The organism is Pseudonocardia sp. Ae717_Ps2 (assembly GCF_001932475.1).
Lineage (GTDB): Bacteria > Actinomycetota > Actinomycetes > Mycobacteriales > Pseudonocardiaceae > Pseudonocardia.
The window spans coordinates 4,975,334-4,990,782 of record NZ_MCIS01000001.1 but is presented as its reverse complement, the minus strand read 5'-3'; the positions used below and the strand labels follow the sequence as shown (position 1 = coordinate 4,990,782).

The following is a 15,449-nucleotide window of genomic DNA, read 5'->3' as shown; positions in this document are numbered from 1 at the left end:
GGGTGGTGCCCGTGCGTGACCTCGTGGAGATCGGGATGGGCCGGGAGGCCCGTCGTGCCTACGACCTCGACCAGATCGAGATCGTCCCGTCGCGGCGGACCCGCAGCTCGAAGGCCGTCTCGACGGCCTGGCAGCTCGACGCCTACCGCTTCGACATCCCGCTGCTGACCCACCCCACCGACGCGGTGGTGTCGCCGGACTCGGCGGTGCGGATCAGTGAGCTCGGCGGTCTGGGGGTGCTGAACGCGGAGGGTCTGTGGGCCCGGCACGCCGACCCGAAGGGCGCCCTGGAGCGCATCGTCGCGGCGGCCACCGGCGACGAGCCGGACTCCGCGGTCGCCCTGCTGCAGGAGCTGCACCAGGCCCCGATCCAGCAGGAGCTCATCACCGAGGCACTGCGCCCGCTGCGCGACAGCTCGCACACCGTGGCGGCGCGGGTCAGCCCGCAGCGCGCCCGCGAGCTCACCCCGGCGCTGCTCGCCGCGGGCGTCGAGATCCTCGTCGTGCAGGGCACGATCGTCTCCGCCGAGCACGTCTCGGACGGCGAGCCGCTGAACCTGAAGGACTTCATCGCCGACCTGGACGTCCCGGTCGTCGCCGGTGGTGTCGGGGACTACCGCACCGCGCTGCACCTGATGCGCACCGGCGCCGCCGGCGTGATCGTCGGGTACGGGCAGGCCACCTCGACCACCACTGACGAGGTGCTGGGGGTCGGCGTCCCGATGGCGACCGCGATCGTCGACGCCGCGGCTGCCCGTCGTGACTACCTCGACGAGACCGGCGGCCGGTACGTGCACGTGATCGCCGACGGCGGCATCGGCACCTCGGGTGACATCGCGCGTGCCGTGGCCTGCGGCGCCGACGCGGTCATGCTCGGCGAGCAGCTCGCCGAGGCCGCGGAGTCCCCGGCCGGCGGGCTCTACTGGACCTCCTCGGCGGCGCACCCGTCGCTGCCGCGGTCGGAGGTGACCGGGCTCGCCCGGTCCGGCCGGTCCCTGGAGCAGGTGCTGTTCGGGCCGACCGACAGCCCGTACGGCACCACGAACCTGTTCGGCGCGCTGCGCCGGGCGATGGCGAAGACCGGCTACTCCGACCTCAAGGAGTTCCAGCGGGTCGGGTTGAACCTGCGGACCTGAGCCGGCCCCCCGAGCCGTAGTTCCGCCGTCCGGCGGGACCACGAGCTGGTGGTCGTCGTCGCCGGTCAGCGCTCGCACTCTTCGTGCTCTGTCACTCAGGGCGAGTCAACACACTCAGGAACTCGTGGTTGACGAAGAGGGTCTCTCGACCGGCCTTGACGTCGTGGAGAAGGCCTGCCTCGACCAGGGCGTGCAGCCAGGTGGAAGCGGTCTGGCGCGATACGTCACACCGGCGTGCGACAGTGCTGATGCGGCAGTAGGGCTGTTCGAACAGCACGGCCAGGAACTGCGCGTCCCGTCCACCCGAGGTGGCAGCGCGAGCTCGCTCGGCGATGTCCTCCTGGCACGTGCGGATGGCTCCGATCTTTCGCGTCGTCGACACAGCGGACTCGCGGACGACGTCGAGCATGTAGAGGACCCACTCGATCCAGGCGCCGTCCTCTGTCACGGCTCGCAGGAGTCGGTAGTAGTCGTTCTTGCGGGCGATGATGGCGCGTGAGAGGTAGAGGATCGGGTCGTTCAACAGACCAGCCTCGATGAGCATCAGGATGTTGATGACGCGGCCGGTACGACCGTTGCCGTCGTGGAAGGGGTGGATGGCCTCGAACTGATAGTGGCCCACCGCCATGCGCACCAGTGGATCGAGATCGTCGTCAGCGTGGACGAAGCGTTCCCAAGCCGAGAGCTTGTCGCGAATGAGGTCCGCACCCTCGGGCGGTGCGTACACGACTCGCCGTGTGGCCGGGTTGGCGATGCGCGTGCCGGGCACCGCACGAACGTCCATCTCCCGGCCCTGCAACTCGGAGCAGATTCGAGCTGCTGTCACAGACGTGAGCGGCCGGTCCCTGATCGACTCGACCCCTGCGAACAGCGCGCTGCGGTAGCGCAGTGCCTCCGTGGTGGCATGATCTCCCCCGCCGGAGTCGACGTGCTTGAACAGCTCATCGGCCGTGGTCACGATGTTCTCGATCTCGGAGCTGGCCTGCGCCTCGAGTAGCGGGACAGCATGGAGCAGGATGTTCGGGTTCGGCAGGAACTGGCCGGCCTGGGCGAGTGTCGCCAGCGCTGTTCGGGCTTCGATGGTCGCTTTGAGCACGGGCTTCGGCTCGAGGTCCAGTCCGGCCGGCGGCAGCGGGGGCAGATCGTTGAAGGAACGTCGGGGCTCCAGGGCACGCGTCGACTCCTTCACCTCATCCGTTCCACACGTTAAAAAATTCGGATGAACCTAACACGTTGGCCGGACGTGTCAGGTCTCGTGACACGTCCACGCCACGCCTTGCCCGACTGATCCTGGTCGCGTCCCACGGCTCTCGGCCTCCGAGCCGTTCTTCGTGTCGTCGGGGCGACCGGCCGCTCACTCCTCCCCGAGGTACTCGCGGACCGGGCCGAACAGATCCGGCATCAGCTCGCTCAGCTCGACCGGGGACACCCACCGAACCTCGGCCAGCTCTTCCGGCGCCGCGACCGGCTCGACCTCGCCGACGGGGCGACACGCAACGTAGACCATCAGCCGTCCGGTCCGCGGGTGGCGACGGCGCCCGATCTCAGTGACGACGTCGACCACGAGGCCCGTCTCTTCGGCCGTCTCCCGCACGGCGGCCGCGGCAGGGGTCTCGCCCTGCTCGACCTTTCCGCCTGCGAACACCCACAGCGGGATGCCATCAGCCCGGCGGCCGACCAGGACGCCGTGCGGGCCACGAACCACCGCGACTGCAATCAGCTGCTGATCCACCGGTCGAGTAGATCAGCACCACCACGCGCGGGCGCAGTAGCCGCCGGTCAGCGGTCGTGTCCTCTCCTCGTCGTCGTTGTCGCAGGCAGCGACGAGGGAGCCGATGACGACAAGCGATGCGAGCAGGGGAGTGCTGGGTCACCCGGTGACGGCGGCGACGAACTCCACGGCCCGCTCCCGCAGCCCGGCCCGTCGCTCGTCGACGGTCGTGCCGGGGGTGGGCTTGAGCGCGGCCGTGGCCGTCTCCACACGGACGTGCTCGGCGCAGGCGAGGTCGGCGCAGATGTAGGTGCCGACGGTGTCGCCCTGGCGTCCCTTCGCCCCGCGCCGGGGAGCGGCGAACAGCGCGACCCCGCCGACGGTGTGGGTGGTCCGGCACAGCGCGCACATCGCGGCGGACCGGGCGCCGCCGGAGGCTGCGCGCAGGACGACACCGGCCGGGCCGTCGTCGGTCGGGACGAGCAGTACCCCGCGGTCGGGGGCCTTCGGGTCACGCCAGCCGCGGACGTCGTCGAGCCGGTCCGGGTCCAGGTCGCGGACCCACGCGGGCAGGACCAGCCGCGTCGCCTCCCCCTTGGAACAGTTGGTGAGGGCGCGGCGGATCCGGGTCTCGGTCGGGCTGGTCACGGCGGACCACGCTAGGCGCCTCCGGTGACGGCGGTCGAACGGGTTTCGCCGCGGTAGGTTCGGGGGTGACGCCGTCGTCACCCCAGGAGGAGCCCGCCGATGAGCCGCCCCACCGCCGGAGCCGCCATGGGCGGCGGACGTGCCTTCGTCGACGCGACCGGGACCCCGGTGCCGCTGCGCGGGCCGGTCGTGCGGGTGGTCGCGACCGATCCCCGGGTGGGGGAGCTGCTGCTGGAGCTGGGCGCGCAGCTGGTCGGCTGCGCGGGGACGCTCGACGGCGTCGACCCGGTCGGCGAGGACCGCAGCCCGGATCCGGAGGCGGTGCGGGCGCTGCGCCCGGACGCGATCGTCACCGGGACGGCCGGGGGCCGGTACGACCTGGCCGCCCCGGCCCTGCTCGGCCGGCTGCGCGACATCGCGCCGACCGTCGCGGTCGACCTCGGGCGACGCGCGGCGAGCGCGGCGGACCTGCGGGCGCTGCTCGGGTCGGTGCAGCCGCCGCCGCTGCGGTCGCGCGGGCGGCACGAGGAGTGAGGGTCAGCCCGCCAGGACGGCGCGGACCCGGTCGGTGACCGCGGTCAGGTCGTCGCGCACCAGGTTCGCCTGCGTGGTGAACACCGACAGCTGGGACGGGTCCAGCGCGAGCGCCCCGGAGGTCCCCGCGGTGGCGGCGGCGGCGCCGTGGTCGAGCAGCGCGGCCCAGGACGTCTGGGCGGCGGCGTCGGGCACGGCGTCGTAGGCTCGCGCGGCGTCGACGGCGGTCCGCAGCCGTCCGCAGGCGACGGCGAGCGCCACCGCGTCCTGACGGCCCGCGGCGTCGGCGACCCGGGTGAAGCCGTCGCCGATCGCGGTGAGGTGGGTGAGGCCGCCGTTGTCGCGCCACGCCGTCATCGCGACGACCGGGTCCCCGGCCCACAGGCCGGTCCCGGCGGCGGACCCGACCAGCGACGCGGCGACGGTCTGCGGCAGCGGCGGGCCCTGGGGCACCGTCGCGCCGGACGCGGTCACGGTCTGCGGGGTGGGCAGCGGCGAGGTCGCCGGCGGGGACATGATCAGCCCTGCGGCGGCGATCGCGGCGGTGCCGGTGGCGGCGGCGCAGAGGAACACCGGCAGGACCCGGGCCCGGAAAGCGCGGGCCCGGGGGACGACCGGTGCCGCGGTCTCCCGGACCGGCTCCGCGGCCACGGGCTCGTCGACGGGGGCCAGGGTGGCGGCCGCGGTGGGCGCCGCGGTGGGCGCGGCGGCCGGGCGGGTCTCCTGCTCCGGCGCGGAGCGCTGGGCGGGGACGAGAGGCGCGACGGTCGTGGTGGTGCCGTCGACGGCCGGGTCGGCGGGGGTATCGCCGGTGCTGGTGCCGGTGGTGTGGCCGGTCGGGGTGGTGGCCATCGGGGCGTGCCTCCAGGTCGTACGGTGCCGTCATCCCCCCATCGGAGCAACCGGGCCTCGCCGTTACGCCGCACGCCTGCGGCCGGGCGGGGATCATCAGGATCGACGAGACGGTGCCGGGACGGTGCCGGGGCGGTACGGACGGCGGGTGACCTGCGTCGCCCGTTTACCCTGGTCGTGTGCAGACCCCGACCGTCCTCGTCGTGGACTACGGCGCCCAGTACGCGCAGCTCATCGCCCGTCGCGTGCGCGAGGCGGACGTCTACTCCGAGATCGTGCCCGCCTCCCTGCCCGTCTCCGAGATCGTGGCCCGCGAGCCCGCCGCGGTGATCCTCTCCGGGGGACCCGCGAGCGTGTACGCCGAGGGCGCCCCCGCGGTCGACCCGGCGCTGTTCGAGGCGGGCATCCCGGTGTTCGGCATGTGCTACGGCTTCCAGGCGATGGCCCGCGCGCTGGGCGGCGAGGTCGCCCACGACGGCACCCGCGAGTACGGCCGCACCGAGGTCGCGCTCACCGGCACCCCCGGCACGCTGCACGACGGCCTGCCGCGCACGCACCCGGTGTGGATGAGCCACGGGGACTCGGTGACCGCGGCGCCGGCGGGCTTCACCGTCACCGCCTCCACCGACCGGGTCGCGGTCGCCGCGTTCGAGGACACCGAGCGGCGCCTCGCCGGCGTGCAGTACCACCCGGAGGTCGGCCACTCCCCGCACGGCCAGGAGGTGCTCCGCCGGTTCCTGCACGACGTCGCGGGCATCCGCCCGTCCTGGACGACGGCGTCGATCATCGACGACACCGTGGAGGCGATCCGCGCCCAGGTCGGCGACGGTCGCGCGATCTGCGGGCTGTCCGGCGGGGTCGACTCCGCGGTCGCCGCCGCGCTCGTCCAGCGCGCCATCGGTGACCGGCTGACCTGCGTGTTCGTCGACCACGGGCTGATGCGGTCGGGCGAGCGTGAGCAGGTCGAGAAGGACTTCGTCGCCGCCACCGGCGCGACGCTGCACGTCGCCGACGCCGCCGACCGGTTCCTCGACGCGCTCGCCGGGGTCACCGAGCCCGAGCAGAAGCGCAAGATCATCGGCCGGGAGTTCATCCGGGTCTTCGAGGCGGCCACGGCGGAGGTCGTCGCCGACCACCACGTCGGGTTCCTCGTGCAGGGGACGCTGTACCCGGACGTCGTGGAGTCCGGCGGCGGTGACGGCACCGCGGTCATCAAGAGCCACCACAACGTCGGCGGGCTGCCCGACGACATCGAGTTCGAGCTCGTCGAGCCGCTGCGCGCGCTGTTCAAGGACGAGGTCCGGATGGTCGGCGCCGAGCTGGGGCTGCCCGAGGTCATCGTCGGACGTCAGCCGTTCCCCGGACCCGGCCTGGGCATCCGCATCATCGGCGAGGTCACCCGCGACCGGCTGGAGACCCTGCGCGCCGCGGACGCGATCGCCCGCGAGGAGCTGACCGCCGCCGGGCTGGACCGCGAGATCTGGCAGTGCCCGGTGGTGCTGCTGGCCGACGTCCGCAGCGTCGGCGTGCAGGGCGACGGCCGCACGTACGGCCACCCGATCGTCCTACGTCCGGTGTCCAGCGAGGACGCGATGACCGCGGACTGGACCCGGCTGCCCTACGACGTCGTCGAGCGGATCTCGACCCGGATCACCAACGAGGTGTCCGAGGTCAACCGGGTGGTCGTCGACGTGACGAGCAAGCCCCCGGGCACCATCGAGTGGGAGTGAGCCGGGGCCCGACGTAACAGGGGCGGGGCCGATGTCTCGGCCCCGCCCCGGCCAGCCCGGGCCTGTGCGGTGTCCGACCCCCGTCGGACGCCGCTGCCACGCGGGCGGCAGCGGGTCCGGCGGCGCTCCCCAGCCCGCCGGCTCCCGTGATGACCCTTTAGTCGTCCGATGTGGCCCGGGAGTTACGCACGCTCGCCATCAGGAATGCGATCCCCACCACAACCGCGGTCCCGGCGAGCATCCAGCGCAGGTCGACGACCTCCCAGGGGGCGATCCCGAGGACCCCGCACACGGCCACCAGCAGCGACAGGATCCCGGCGACGAGGGCGAACGGGTCGGCGCGACGGACGAGCGAGCTATCCACGGGTGACCTCCACGGTTCCCAGCTCGGCCCGCAGGTCGAGCTCCAGCACCCGGCCACCGGGTCCGTCCGGGCCGGGGTCGTTCACGGTCAGGTCCACGTTCTGCCCGGTGCGCGTCTGTCCGTCGACGGTCAGGTCGCCGGTGCCGACCGAGCTGCGGACGCGCAGGTCGGCGTCACGCGGGACCCGGACCTGCACCACTCCCGCGCCGACCTCGGCCCGGGTGCGGACGGGTCCGGTCGCGCCGGGCGTCGCGGTGAGGTCGAGGCGGGTCAGGTCGAGCTCGACGGCGCCGGTGCCCCGCCGGTACTCCGGGGCGAGCGCGGCCACGGTCGTCGGGGCCTCGACGGTCTCCCCGATGCCACCGCGCACGGCCCATCCGTCGGGGCCGACGGCGTCGTTGAGCGGGATGGCGGCCGCGGTGACGAGCGCGAGCAGCACCGCGAAGGGCACCAGCCAGCGTCCGGCGCGTCGCAGCGCACCGACGACCAGCCCGATCCCGACGACGGCGAGCGCGGCCCCCGGGACGGCCGAGGCCGGCACCGCCCCCGGTGCGGCCAGGGCGAGCCCGCCGACCATCCCGGCGACGACCAGCGACACGGCCAGCGTGATCGGCGTCAGCGACGACCGGGGGGCCGACGGCGGACCCGGCTCCGGGCCCGGTTCGGGCAGGTCCCAGGCGAACGGGGCAACGCCGAGCGGATCCCAGGCCGGTGGTGCAGCCTGCGCCACGGTGGGGGCGTGCGGGTCCGCGACCCACGGCACCACGGGTGTGGGCGCCGCGGCGGCCTCCCGGGCCCCGGGCCGGTTCCCCCGGGTCACGTGCAGCGTGACGAGCAGCGCGACGGTGACGGCGGCGGGGATCACCCGGTCGCTGGACAGCACCAGCGGGACGGCCAGCAGCGCGGCCATGACCAGCAGCGCCACCGACAGCGCGGAGGACGGTCCGTTGCGCGGCGGGACGGGGCTGCCGGGCGGCCCGGCGTCCGGCAGGACCGCGCAGCCCGCCAGGTAGAGCGGGATTCCGGGGCCGACGATCGCCGCGACGACGAACCCCACCCGGACCAGCGTCGGGTCGATCTCGTAGCGGCGCGCGATCGCGGCGGAGACCCCGGCGAGCTTGCGGTCGTCGCGCGGACGCAGGGGCCGGGAGTCCCACATGTCGCGCAGGGTGTTCCGGGCCGTCGTTGCCGCCGACGGTGGTCGGCCGCTCCCGGGCAGCTGCGTCTCGTTCATGGCGTCGAGCCTGCCGTCCGGGCGGGCCCCGGCGTCTCGGGGACAACCCCGAGACGACCCCGGTCCCGATCCGGAGGGGATCCGGCGGGGGGCGTGTGACGATGGTGTCGTGAACAGCTCGGATCCCTCGACCGGCGCCGCAGCGTCGTCGGCGGACGCACGGCCCTCCGTGGAGCCCTCTGGGGATGCACGGTCGTCGGCGGATGCGCCGACGGTGCCGTTCTCCGATGGCGCGGCGCCCGCGCAGCCCGGCGGTCCCTGGGCCCCGCGGCCGGGGGGCCCGGTGCCGCCGAGCCCCGGAGCGCGCGTCCCGCTGGCCCGGCGCCGCTCCGGGCGGATGGTCGGCGGCGTCGCGGGCGGGGTGGCCGACCATCTCGGCGTCGACGTCCGGTGGATCCGGGCGGCCTTCGTCGCCCTGAGCCTGCTGGGCTGGGCGGGTGTGCTGGCCTACGGCCTGCTGTGGGTGTTCCTGCGGCAGGAGGCCGACGTCGTCGAGCGGACCCTGACCCGGTCCGAACGGCTGCAGGCCGCCGGGTTGCTGACGCTGGGGCTGGGGTTGTCGCTGGTCGCGGTGACCTCGGGCTCGGCGGTGCTCGGCTGGATCGCCGGCCCGTTGGGACTGGCGACGGTCGGCGCGGCCGTCGTGTGGCGGGAGGCCGACGAGGCGCAGCGACGGCAGTGGGCGCGCGACGCCCGCAGCCGTGTCGGGGCCGGCCGTGCGGTGCTGGCCCGCACCCTGCTCGGCGCCGCGCTGGTCCTGACCGGGCTGGCGGTGTTCCTGCTCGGGAACCTGGACCTGGGCCAGGTGCGGTTCGGGATCCTCGCGGCGCTGGCGACGCTGCTGGGCGTCGCGGTCCTCACCGTCCCCTGGTGGGTGCGGCTGGTGCGCGACCTCGGTGAGGAGCGGCGGGCTCGCGCGGTCGCCGCCGAGCGCGCCGAGATCGCCGCGCACCTGCACGACTCGGTGCTGCAGACCCTGGCGCTGATCCAGCGGCAGTCCGGCGACCCGCGCGAGGTGCAGCGGCTGGCCCGTGGCCAGGAACGGGAGCTGCGCGCCTGGCTCTACGGGCCCGGTGGGCGCGCCCGCGGCGGCAGCGGCAGCCCGGACGCGGCGGAGACGCTGCTGTCGGTGGCGATCACGCGCGTCGCGGGGGAGGTCGAGGACACCTACGCGGTGACCGTCGGCCCGGTGCTGGTCGGCGACGCCGAGCTCGACGACGACCTGCGTGCCCTGGTGCTGGCGGCGCGTGAGGCGATGGTGAACGCGGCGAAGCACTCGGGCACGTCCGAGGTCGACGTCTACGTGGAGGTCGAGCCCGCCTCGGCCGAGGGCCCGGGCGCCGCGGAGGTGTTCGTGCGCGACCGCGGCACCGGTTTCGATCCGGATGAGGTCTCCGATGACCGGCACGGCCTCGCGGACTCGGTGCACGCCCGGATGCGCCGCCACGGCGGTACGGTCCGGATCCGCACCGGGGCCGGCGAGGGCACGGAGGTGCGGCTGTCGATGCCGCTGAGGGAGAAGGAGACGGCATGACCACCGCCGACGACGTACAGGACACCCCGGCCGGTCCGGACGACACCGGTATCCGGGTCTACCTGGTCGACGACCACGCGTTGTTCCGCTCCGGCGTGCGCGCCGAGCTGGACCGCGGCGACGGGCGCAGTCCGGTGCTGGAGGTGGTCGGCGAGGCGGGCTCCGTCGACGAGGCGGTGGCCGGCGTTGGGCACCTCGCGCCGGACGTGGTGCTGCTCGACGTGCACATGCCCGGCGGCGGGGGCGCGGAGATCCTGCGTCGGGCGCGCGCGGCGGGCACCGAGTCGGTGTTCCTGGCGCTGTCGGTGTCCGACGCCGCCGAGGACGTGATCTCGGTGATCCGGTCCGGTGCCCGTGGCTACGTCACCAAGACGATCTCGGGCCGGGACCTCGCCGATGCCGTGCGGCGCGTGCGGGCCGGCGACGCGGTGTTCTCGCCACGTCTGGCCGGGTTCGTGCTGGACGCGTTCTCCGACCGTCCGGGCGCGGCACCGCCGGTGGACCCGGAGGTCGACCAGCTGACCAAGCGGGAGCGGGACGTGCTGCGGCTGCTGGCCCGCGGCTACGCCTACAAGGAGATCGCGAAGGAGCTGTTCATCTCGGTGAAGACGGTGGAGACCCACGTGTCGAGCGTGCTGCGCAAGACCCAGACGTCGAACCGGCACGAGCTGTCCCGCTGGGCTTCCGACAGGAGGCTCGTGTAGGTCGCGCAGCGACCGGAGCGAGCCGGAAGGAGCGTCGGCACCGACAGGAGGCTCGTGTAGGTCGCGCAGCGACCGGAGCGAGCCGGAAGGAGCGTCGGCACCGACAGGAGGCTCGTGTAGGTCGCGCAGCGACCGGAGCGAGCCGGAAGGAGCATCGGCACCGACAGGAGGCTCGTGTAGGTCGCGCAGCGACCGGAGCGTGCCGGAAGGAGCGTCGGCACCGGAACGGCGTACGGCCCCGGCCTCCGCGTGTGCGGGGGCCGGGGCCGTCGTCGTGGGAGGGCGTCAGCCGCCCAGCAGCCCGCCGGCGCCCTTCGTGACACCGCCGAGCACCCCGCCGACCGGCTCGGTCACGCCGGACAGGGCGCTCCCGACCGGCTCGGTCACCGTGCTGACCGCCTGCCCCACGGGCTTCGTGACGGCCTGCAGCGGCTGGGTGGCCTCCTCGGACGAGGAACCGGTGTCGGGCTTCTTGGCCGAGGTGTCGAGGAGCCCGGTGACCGGCTCGGCGGCCTTCAGTATCGGCCCGGTGAGCGGCTTGGTGCTGTCGAGCACGGGCTCGGTGACCGGCGACAGCGCGCCGAGCACCGGCGTCGTCACCGGTTCGAGGGTGTCGGTGAGGGGCCGGGTGACCGGCTTGACCGCGTCCGTCACCGGGCGGACGGCCTCGGTGACCGGGGACACGGCACCGCCGACGGCCCTGCCGACCGGTGCCGCGGCCTGCGCGACCGGGGCGACGACGCCGCCGACGGCGTTGTCGACCGGGCGGACGTTCTCGGTGACGTCCTGGAGCGGGCCGGTGCTGGTCCCGCCGCGCGACGGCGGGGTGCCCGTCACGGGCTCGAGCAGGTTGCCGGCGGGGGCCCGGTCGGGGTTGTTGATCGGCGCGACGATCGGCGCGAGCGGCGAGCCCGTGCCGCCGGCACCGCGCGGCCCCGGGACCGTCGGCGACGACGGAGATCCGGTGCCCGGGTTGCCGGTCGAGGGCGTGCGGGGCGCGGGGACCGCGGCGGCGGGACCGGCTGCGGTGCCCGGGGTACGGCTGGCCGCGGCCGCCTGGACCGGCTGCTGCGGGCCGAAGGCGACTGCCATCCAGTCGGTGGCACCGGGGGCGGGTGCGTCCGGCAGCGGCGAGCTCAGCGCCACGTTCGCCGGGAGGTACTGGGCGGGCAGCGTGTCCGGGGTGCCCGCGGTGGGCAGGCCGAAGCCGGGGAACAGGCCGTCGGCGGCGGCGCGCGCGTCGGAGTTCTCGGTGCCGACGCCGTTGTAGAGGGCGGCGCCGAGCACGGAGCCCGCGGCGAGCAGCGCGCCGGCGACCACACCGGCGCGCCGGCGCCCGGACACCTGACGGCCGGTCCAGCCGTCGGCGACGGCCGCGGAGCGGGGCTGCGGGAGGTCGATGTCCGGCCAGCCGCCCGGGGCGCCCGCGGCGGCGATGTCACCGGCCGAGGCGGCGTCGGCGGAGGCACCCTCGGCCACCGGGGGACGCCCTTCGCGGCGCAGCAGGTCGCCGACGGACAGGACGGGCCCGGTGAGCGGGCCCGCTCCGTCGGAAGAGGCGTGGGACGCGCGCGAGTGGCGCGCCAGTAGCTCGGCGACGCTCACCACGTCGCGGGGCCCGGTGGCGCCGGGGGCGCCGGGGAGCGGGGCTCCGGCAGGTGTGTCGGTCACGGCCGCACGTCCTCCTTCGGGTCATTTCGACCTGGGAAGATATACCGGAAGGAGCGCTTGATTCCCAAGTGATCACCCTCCGCTCGTCGCAGGTAACCTTTCGGGTGGTTCCCGTTCATCGGCCGTATCCGACCGCTCGGCCTGCTCGTTGCCTCGGAAGGCAACCCCTGCGCAAGGGTGACCTGACCTGAACCCCAGGTGGGGCGCTCGCCGGCGTGTCGCGCTGTGCACTGTGCGTGAATCGCCGAACGGTCGTCACCTCTACCCGGTCGCCGGACGCGACCGGGTGTCGCACCAGGGGTCAGCGGCCGCCGAGGCGTCCACGGCCCAGCCGCAGGAGCATCATCGCCAGCTCGCGCCCCTCGGGTCCGAGGTCGGCGAACCGGTCGAGCACCGCCATCTCCCGGCTGTAGACGATCCGCGGTCCGCCCGCGGCCATGCGGGCGGCGCCGATGCGCTTCGAGACCTCCGTGCGGCGCAGGATCGCGTCGAGGATCTCGGCGTCGAGCCGGTCGATCTCCCGGCGCAGCTGCTCGATCTCGGGGTCGGCTCCGGTGCGCACCTCGGTGCTCGTGCCGGAGCGGGGCTGCGGGGCTGCGGGATCGGTCACGGTCATGGTCTCCTCGTCTCGGTCACGGGCCGTCGGGACCGAGGACGTACGAACGCCCCGGGTCCGTCGGACTCCGGGGCGTGCGGGTGGCGTCTGGGCTCAGACGGGCGGCGCAGCGGGAACCGGGGTCCGGTACCCGTAGCGAAATCGCCCGTCGTGTGCCACGCGGCGAGTGTAGACCACCCGGCGCACCGGGTCGCCGTGCTTCCCGGGGACCGGCGACGCCGGAGCGGGCTCTGTCGGACCCCCGGCGTACCGTGTTCGACACGATGAGTGCGCTGTTCGAACTCCCCGGGACGGGCCCTTCCGCCGCTGCCGAGCCGACGACGGCCCAGGGCCGCCGCCTGCTGGAAGGCCTCAACGACCGTCAGCGGGAGGCCGTGACCCATGCGGGTTCGCCGCTGCTGATCGTCGCCGGCGCGGGGTCGGGCAAGACCCGGGTGCTCACCCACCGGATCGGCTGGCTGCTCGCCGAGCGCGGGGTGCATCCCGGCGAGATCATGGCGATCACCTTCACCAACAAGGCCGCGGCCGAGATGAAGGAGCGCGTCGACGCCCTCGTCGGGCGGCGGTCCGGGCCGATGTGGGTGTCCACCTTCCACTCCATGTGCGTGCGGATCCTGCGCCGCGAGGCCAAGCACCTCGGCGTGCGCAGCGCCTTCTCCGTCTACGACGCCGACGACACCCGTCGCCTCGTCGGCATCGTCGGCCGCGACCTGGAGCTGGACCCGAAGAAGTTCGCCCCGCGGGCACTGGCCGCCCAGATCTCCAACCTGAAGAACGAGCTGGTCTCGCCGGACGAGGCCGCCGAGCGCGCCGCCACCGACCACGAGCGGCGCATCGCCGAGGTCTACGGCGTCTACCAGTCGCGGCTGCGCCAGGCGAACGCCTTCGACTTCGACGACCTGATCATGGAGACGGTCTCGCTGCTGGATAGGCTGCCCGCCGTCGCCGAGTACTACCGGCGCCGCTTCCGGCACGTGATGGTCGACGAGTACCAGGACACCAACCACGCGCAGTACGAGCTGGTCCGCCAGCTCGTCGCCCCGGCGACGGCGAACGGCCGGCCCGGCGAGCTGTGCGTCGTCGGGGACTCGGACCAGTCGATCTACGCCTTCCGCGGCGCGAACATCCGCAACATCATCGAGTTCGAGCAGGACTTCCCCGACGCGCGGACCATCCTGCTGGAGCAGAACTACCGCTCCACCCAGACCATCCTGTCCGCGGCGAACGCGGTGATCGCCCGCAACCCGGAGCGCCGGGACAAGCGGCTGTGGTCGGACTCGGGCGACGGTGAGCGCGTCGTCGGGTACGTCGCGGACAACGAGCACGACGAGGCGTCGTTCGTCGCCCGGGAGATCGACCGGCTCGTCGACACCGGCGAGTACCGCAACTCCGACATCGCGGTCTTCTACCGGACCAACAACCAGTCCCGTGTCTTCGAGGACGTGTTCCTGCGGGTCGGGCTGCCCTACAAGGTCGTCGGCGGGGTGCGGTTCTACGAGCGCCGCGAGATCCGCGACGCGCTGGCCTACCTGCGGGTGCTGTCCAACCCGGAGGACACGGTCAGCCTGCGCCGCATCCTCAACGTGCCCAAGCGCGGCATCGGGGACCGGGCCGAGGCCGTCGTCGCCGAGTACGCCGAGCGCGAGCGCACCTCGTTCGCCCGCGCGCTGCGCACCGCCGCCGAACAGCCGCAGCGGCTCCCCGCGCTGGCGACCCGCTCGCAGAAGAACATCGCCGGGTTCGTGCGCATGCTCGACGAGCTGCGCGAGCTCGTCGACCGCGGCGACGACACCGCCGAGGTGCTCGAGGCCGTCTACGCGCGGACCGGTTACCTGGAGGAGCTGCAGGCCTCGGAGGACCCCCAGGACGGCACCCGGATGGACAACCTCGCCGAGCTCGTCACGGTGGCGCGGGAGTTCGCGGGCGACGCCGCGGTCACCGACCTCGCCGCGGACGGAGGGGGCGCGATCGGATCCGGCGCGGCACCCGAGGGCGTGGCACCCGACGGCGCGGCACCCGAGGGTGAGGCCGACACCTACGACGACACCCCCGACGGTGTCCCGGAGCCCGGCTCGCTGGCCGCGTTCCTGGAGCGGGTCGCACTCGTCGCGGATGCGGACTCCATCCCCGACGACGACTCCGGCGTGGTCACGATGATGACCCTGCACACGGCGAAGGGTCTGGAGTTCCCGGTGGTCTTCCTGACCGGCTGGGAGGACGGGATCTTCCCGCACCTGCGCACCCTCGGCGATCCCAAGGAGCTCGCCGAGGAGCGCCGGCTGGCCTACGTCGGGATCACCCGCGCGGAGAAGCGGCTCTACCTGTCCCGGGCGATCGTGCGGTCCGCGTTCGGGCAGCCCAGCACCAACCCGGCGTCGCGCTTCCTCGACGAGGTGCCCCCGTCGCTGCTCGACTGGCGGCGCAGCGAGGAACAGCTCGCCGCGCAGCGCCCGTCGGCGCCGGTCGGGCGGTTCGGGTTCGGGAAGCGTCCGCAGGCGACCGACCGCGGGAGCTGGAAGGTCCCGGAGCGGTCGCTGAACAACCAGACGCTGAACCTCGACGTCGGGGACCGGGTCAACCACGACAAGTACGGCCTGGGCACGGTCGTCGCGGCCGACGGCATCGGCCCGCGCGCGACGGTGACGATCGACTTCGGCTCGGGCGGGACGGTCCGGCTGATGCTGATCGGTGGCGTCCCGATGCAGAAGCTGTAGA

Annotated in this window: 14 protein-coding genes; 6 read left to right on the top strand and 8 right to left on the bottom strand. The window is 74.1% G+C overall.

The genetic code is table 11. The features are described 5' to 3' along the window. The first annotated feature begins 11 nt into the window (after positions 1 to 11). Positions 12 to 1,136 carry a GuaB3 family IMP dehydrogenase-related protein gene (locus tag Ae717Ps2_RS22810; protein ID WP_075333884.1) on the top strand — a complete coding sequence of 375 codons (1,125 nt, stop codon included), beginning with the start codon at positions 12 to 14 and terminating at the stop codon, positions 1,134 to 1,136. A gap of 91 nt (positions 1,137 to 1,227) precedes the next feature. Here the strand turns inward: Ae717Ps2_RS22810 and Ae717Ps2_RS22805 are convergent, their stop codons facing one another. The 3 genes from Ae717Ps2_RS22805 to Ae717Ps2_RS22795 form a co-directional block, all read right to left on the bottom strand. Then, the gene (locus Ae717Ps2_RS22805) at positions 1,228 to 2,325 is read right to left on the bottom strand and encodes a Fic family protein (protein WP_198932226.1); all 1,098 of its coding nucleotides are present in this window, start codon (positions 2,323 to 2,325) and stop codon (positions 1,228 to 1,230) included. Between the two features lie 165 nt (positions 2,326 to 2,490). After that, positions 2,491 to 2,868: an NUDIX hydrolase gene (locus tag Ae717Ps2_RS22800; protein WP_075310200.1), complete on the bottom strand. Its 378-nt coding sequence runs from the start codon at positions 2,866 to 2,868 to the stop codon at positions 2,491 to 2,493. A 138-nt stretch (positions 2,869 to 3,006) separates the two neighbouring features. Then, positions 3,007 to 3,495: an FBP domain-containing protein gene (locus Ae717Ps2_RS22795; protein WP_075333883.1), complete on the bottom strand. Its 489-nt coding sequence runs from the start codon at positions 3,493 to 3,495 to the stop codon at positions 3,007 to 3,009. Between the two features lie 99 nt (positions 3,496 to 3,594). Between Ae717Ps2_RS22795 and Ae717Ps2_RS22790 the strand changes: the two genes are divergently transcribed. Continuing rightward, positions 3,595 to 4,029, top strand: a complete 435-nt coding sequence (locus tag Ae717Ps2_RS22790; RefSeq protein ID WP_020622337.1) for a hypothetical protein — start codon at positions 3,595 to 3,597, stop codon at positions 4,027 to 4,029. 3 nt (positions 4,030 to 4,032) lie between these two features. On the opposite strand, the gene Ae717Ps2_RS22785 is transcribed toward Ae717Ps2_RS22790, so the two are convergent. Next, positions 4,033 to 4,881 (bottom strand): hypothetical protein, encoded by an 849-nt coding sequence (locus Ae717Ps2_RS22785; RefSeq protein WP_075310203.1) that lies wholly within the window; start codon positions 4,879 to 4,881, stop codon positions 4,033 to 4,035. A gap of 179 nt (positions 4,882 to 5,060) precedes the next feature. Between Ae717Ps2_RS22785 and guaA the strand changes: the two genes are divergently transcribed. Continuing rightward, the gene (guaA, locus tag Ae717Ps2_RS22780) at positions 5,061 to 6,611 is read left to right on the top strand and encodes a glutamine-hydrolyzing GMP synthase (protein ID WP_075310204.1); all 1,551 of its coding nucleotides are present in this window, start codon (positions 5,061 to 5,063) and stop codon (positions 6,609 to 6,611) included. A 157-nt stretch (positions 6,612 to 6,768) separates the two neighbouring features. Here the strand turns inward: guaA and Ae717Ps2_RS22775 are convergent, their stop codons facing one another. Continuing rightward, positions 6,769 to 6,975, bottom strand: a complete 207-nt coding sequence (locus Ae717Ps2_RS22775) for a hypothetical protein (protein ID WP_020626386.1) — start codon at positions 6,973 to 6,975, stop codon at positions 6,769 to 6,771. Next, positions 6,968 to 8,209, bottom strand: coding sequence for a PspC domain-containing protein (locus Ae717Ps2_RS22770; protein ID WP_075333882.1), 1,242 nt, complete (start codon positions 8,207 to 8,209; stop codon positions 6,968 to 6,970). The genes Ae717Ps2_RS22775 and Ae717Ps2_RS22770 overlap by 8 nt, the downstream gene beginning before the upstream one ends. Before the next feature lie 214 nt (positions 8,210 to 8,423). On the opposite strand from Ae717Ps2_RS22770, the gene Ae717Ps2_RS22765 reads away from it, so the two are divergent. Both Ae717Ps2_RS22765 and Ae717Ps2_RS22760 read left to right on the top strand, forming a co-directional pair. Then, on the top strand, positions 8,424 to 9,743 hold the full coding sequence (locus Ae717Ps2_RS22765) for a PspC domain-containing protein (RefSeq protein WP_075310212.1): 1,320 nt from the start codon (positions 8,424 to 8,426) through the stop codon (positions 9,741 to 9,743). Beyond that, a complete protein-coding gene (locus Ae717Ps2_RS22760) occupies positions 9,740 to 10,447 on the top strand; it encodes a response regulator transcription factor (RefSeq protein ID WP_020623003.1) in 708 nt (235 codons plus the stop codon). The genes Ae717Ps2_RS22765 and Ae717Ps2_RS22760 overlap by 4 nt, the downstream gene beginning before the upstream one ends. Positions 10,448 to 10,732: 285 nt before the next feature. On the opposite strand, the gene Ae717Ps2_RS22755 is transcribed toward Ae717Ps2_RS22760, so the two are convergent. Both Ae717Ps2_RS22755 and Ae717Ps2_RS22750 read right to left on the bottom strand, forming a co-directional pair. Then, entirely contained in the window at positions 10,733 to 12,118 is a 1,386-nt protein-coding gene (locus tag Ae717Ps2_RS22755; protein WP_075333881.1) for a hypothetical protein, read from the bottom strand. A gap of 301 nt (positions 12,119 to 12,419) precedes the next feature. Beyond that, positions 12,420 to 12,734: a chorismate mutase gene (locus Ae717Ps2_RS22750; RefSeq protein ID WP_020624867.1), complete on the bottom strand. Its 315-nt coding sequence runs from the start codon at positions 12,732 to 12,734 to the stop codon at positions 12,420 to 12,422. Between the two features lie 263 nt (positions 12,735 to 12,997). Between Ae717Ps2_RS22750 and Ae717Ps2_RS22745 the strand changes: the two genes are divergently transcribed. Then, positions 12,998 to 15,448: a UvrD-helicase domain-containing protein gene (locus Ae717Ps2_RS22745; RefSeq protein WP_075329817.1), complete on the top strand. Its 2,451-nt coding sequence runs from the start codon at positions 12,998 to 13,000 to the stop codon at positions 15,446 to 15,448. Position 15,449: the final 1 nt, after the last annotated feature.

Excerpts from the sequence above, each read along its gene's own strand:
- Ae717Ps2_RS22770 (WP_075333882.1), bottom strand. The coding sequence starts at position 8,209 with ATGAACGAGACGCAGCTGCCCGGGAGCGGCCGACCACCGTCGGCGGCA.
- Ae717Ps2_RS22785 (WP_075310203.1), bottom strand. The coding sequence starts at position 4,881 with ATGGCCACCACCCCGACCGGCCACACCACCGGCACCAGCACCGGCGAT.
- Ae717Ps2_RS22790 (WP_020622337.1), top strand. The coding sequence starts at position 3,595 with ATGAGCCGCCCCACCGCCGGAGCCGCCATGGGCGGCGGACGTGCCTTC.
- Ae717Ps2_RS22750 (WP_020624867.1), bottom strand. The coding sequence starts at position 12,734 with ATGACCGTGACCGATCCCGCAGCCCCGCAGCCCCGCTCCGGCACGAGC.
- Ae717Ps2_RS22760 (WP_020623003.1), top strand. The coding sequence starts at position 9,740 with ATGACCACCGCCGACGACGTACAGGACACCCCGGCCGGTCCGGACGAC.
- Ae717Ps2_RS22745 (WP_075329817.1), top strand. The coding sequence starts at position 12,998 with ATGAGTGCGCTGTTCGAACTCCCCGGGACGGGCCCTTCCGCCGCTGCC.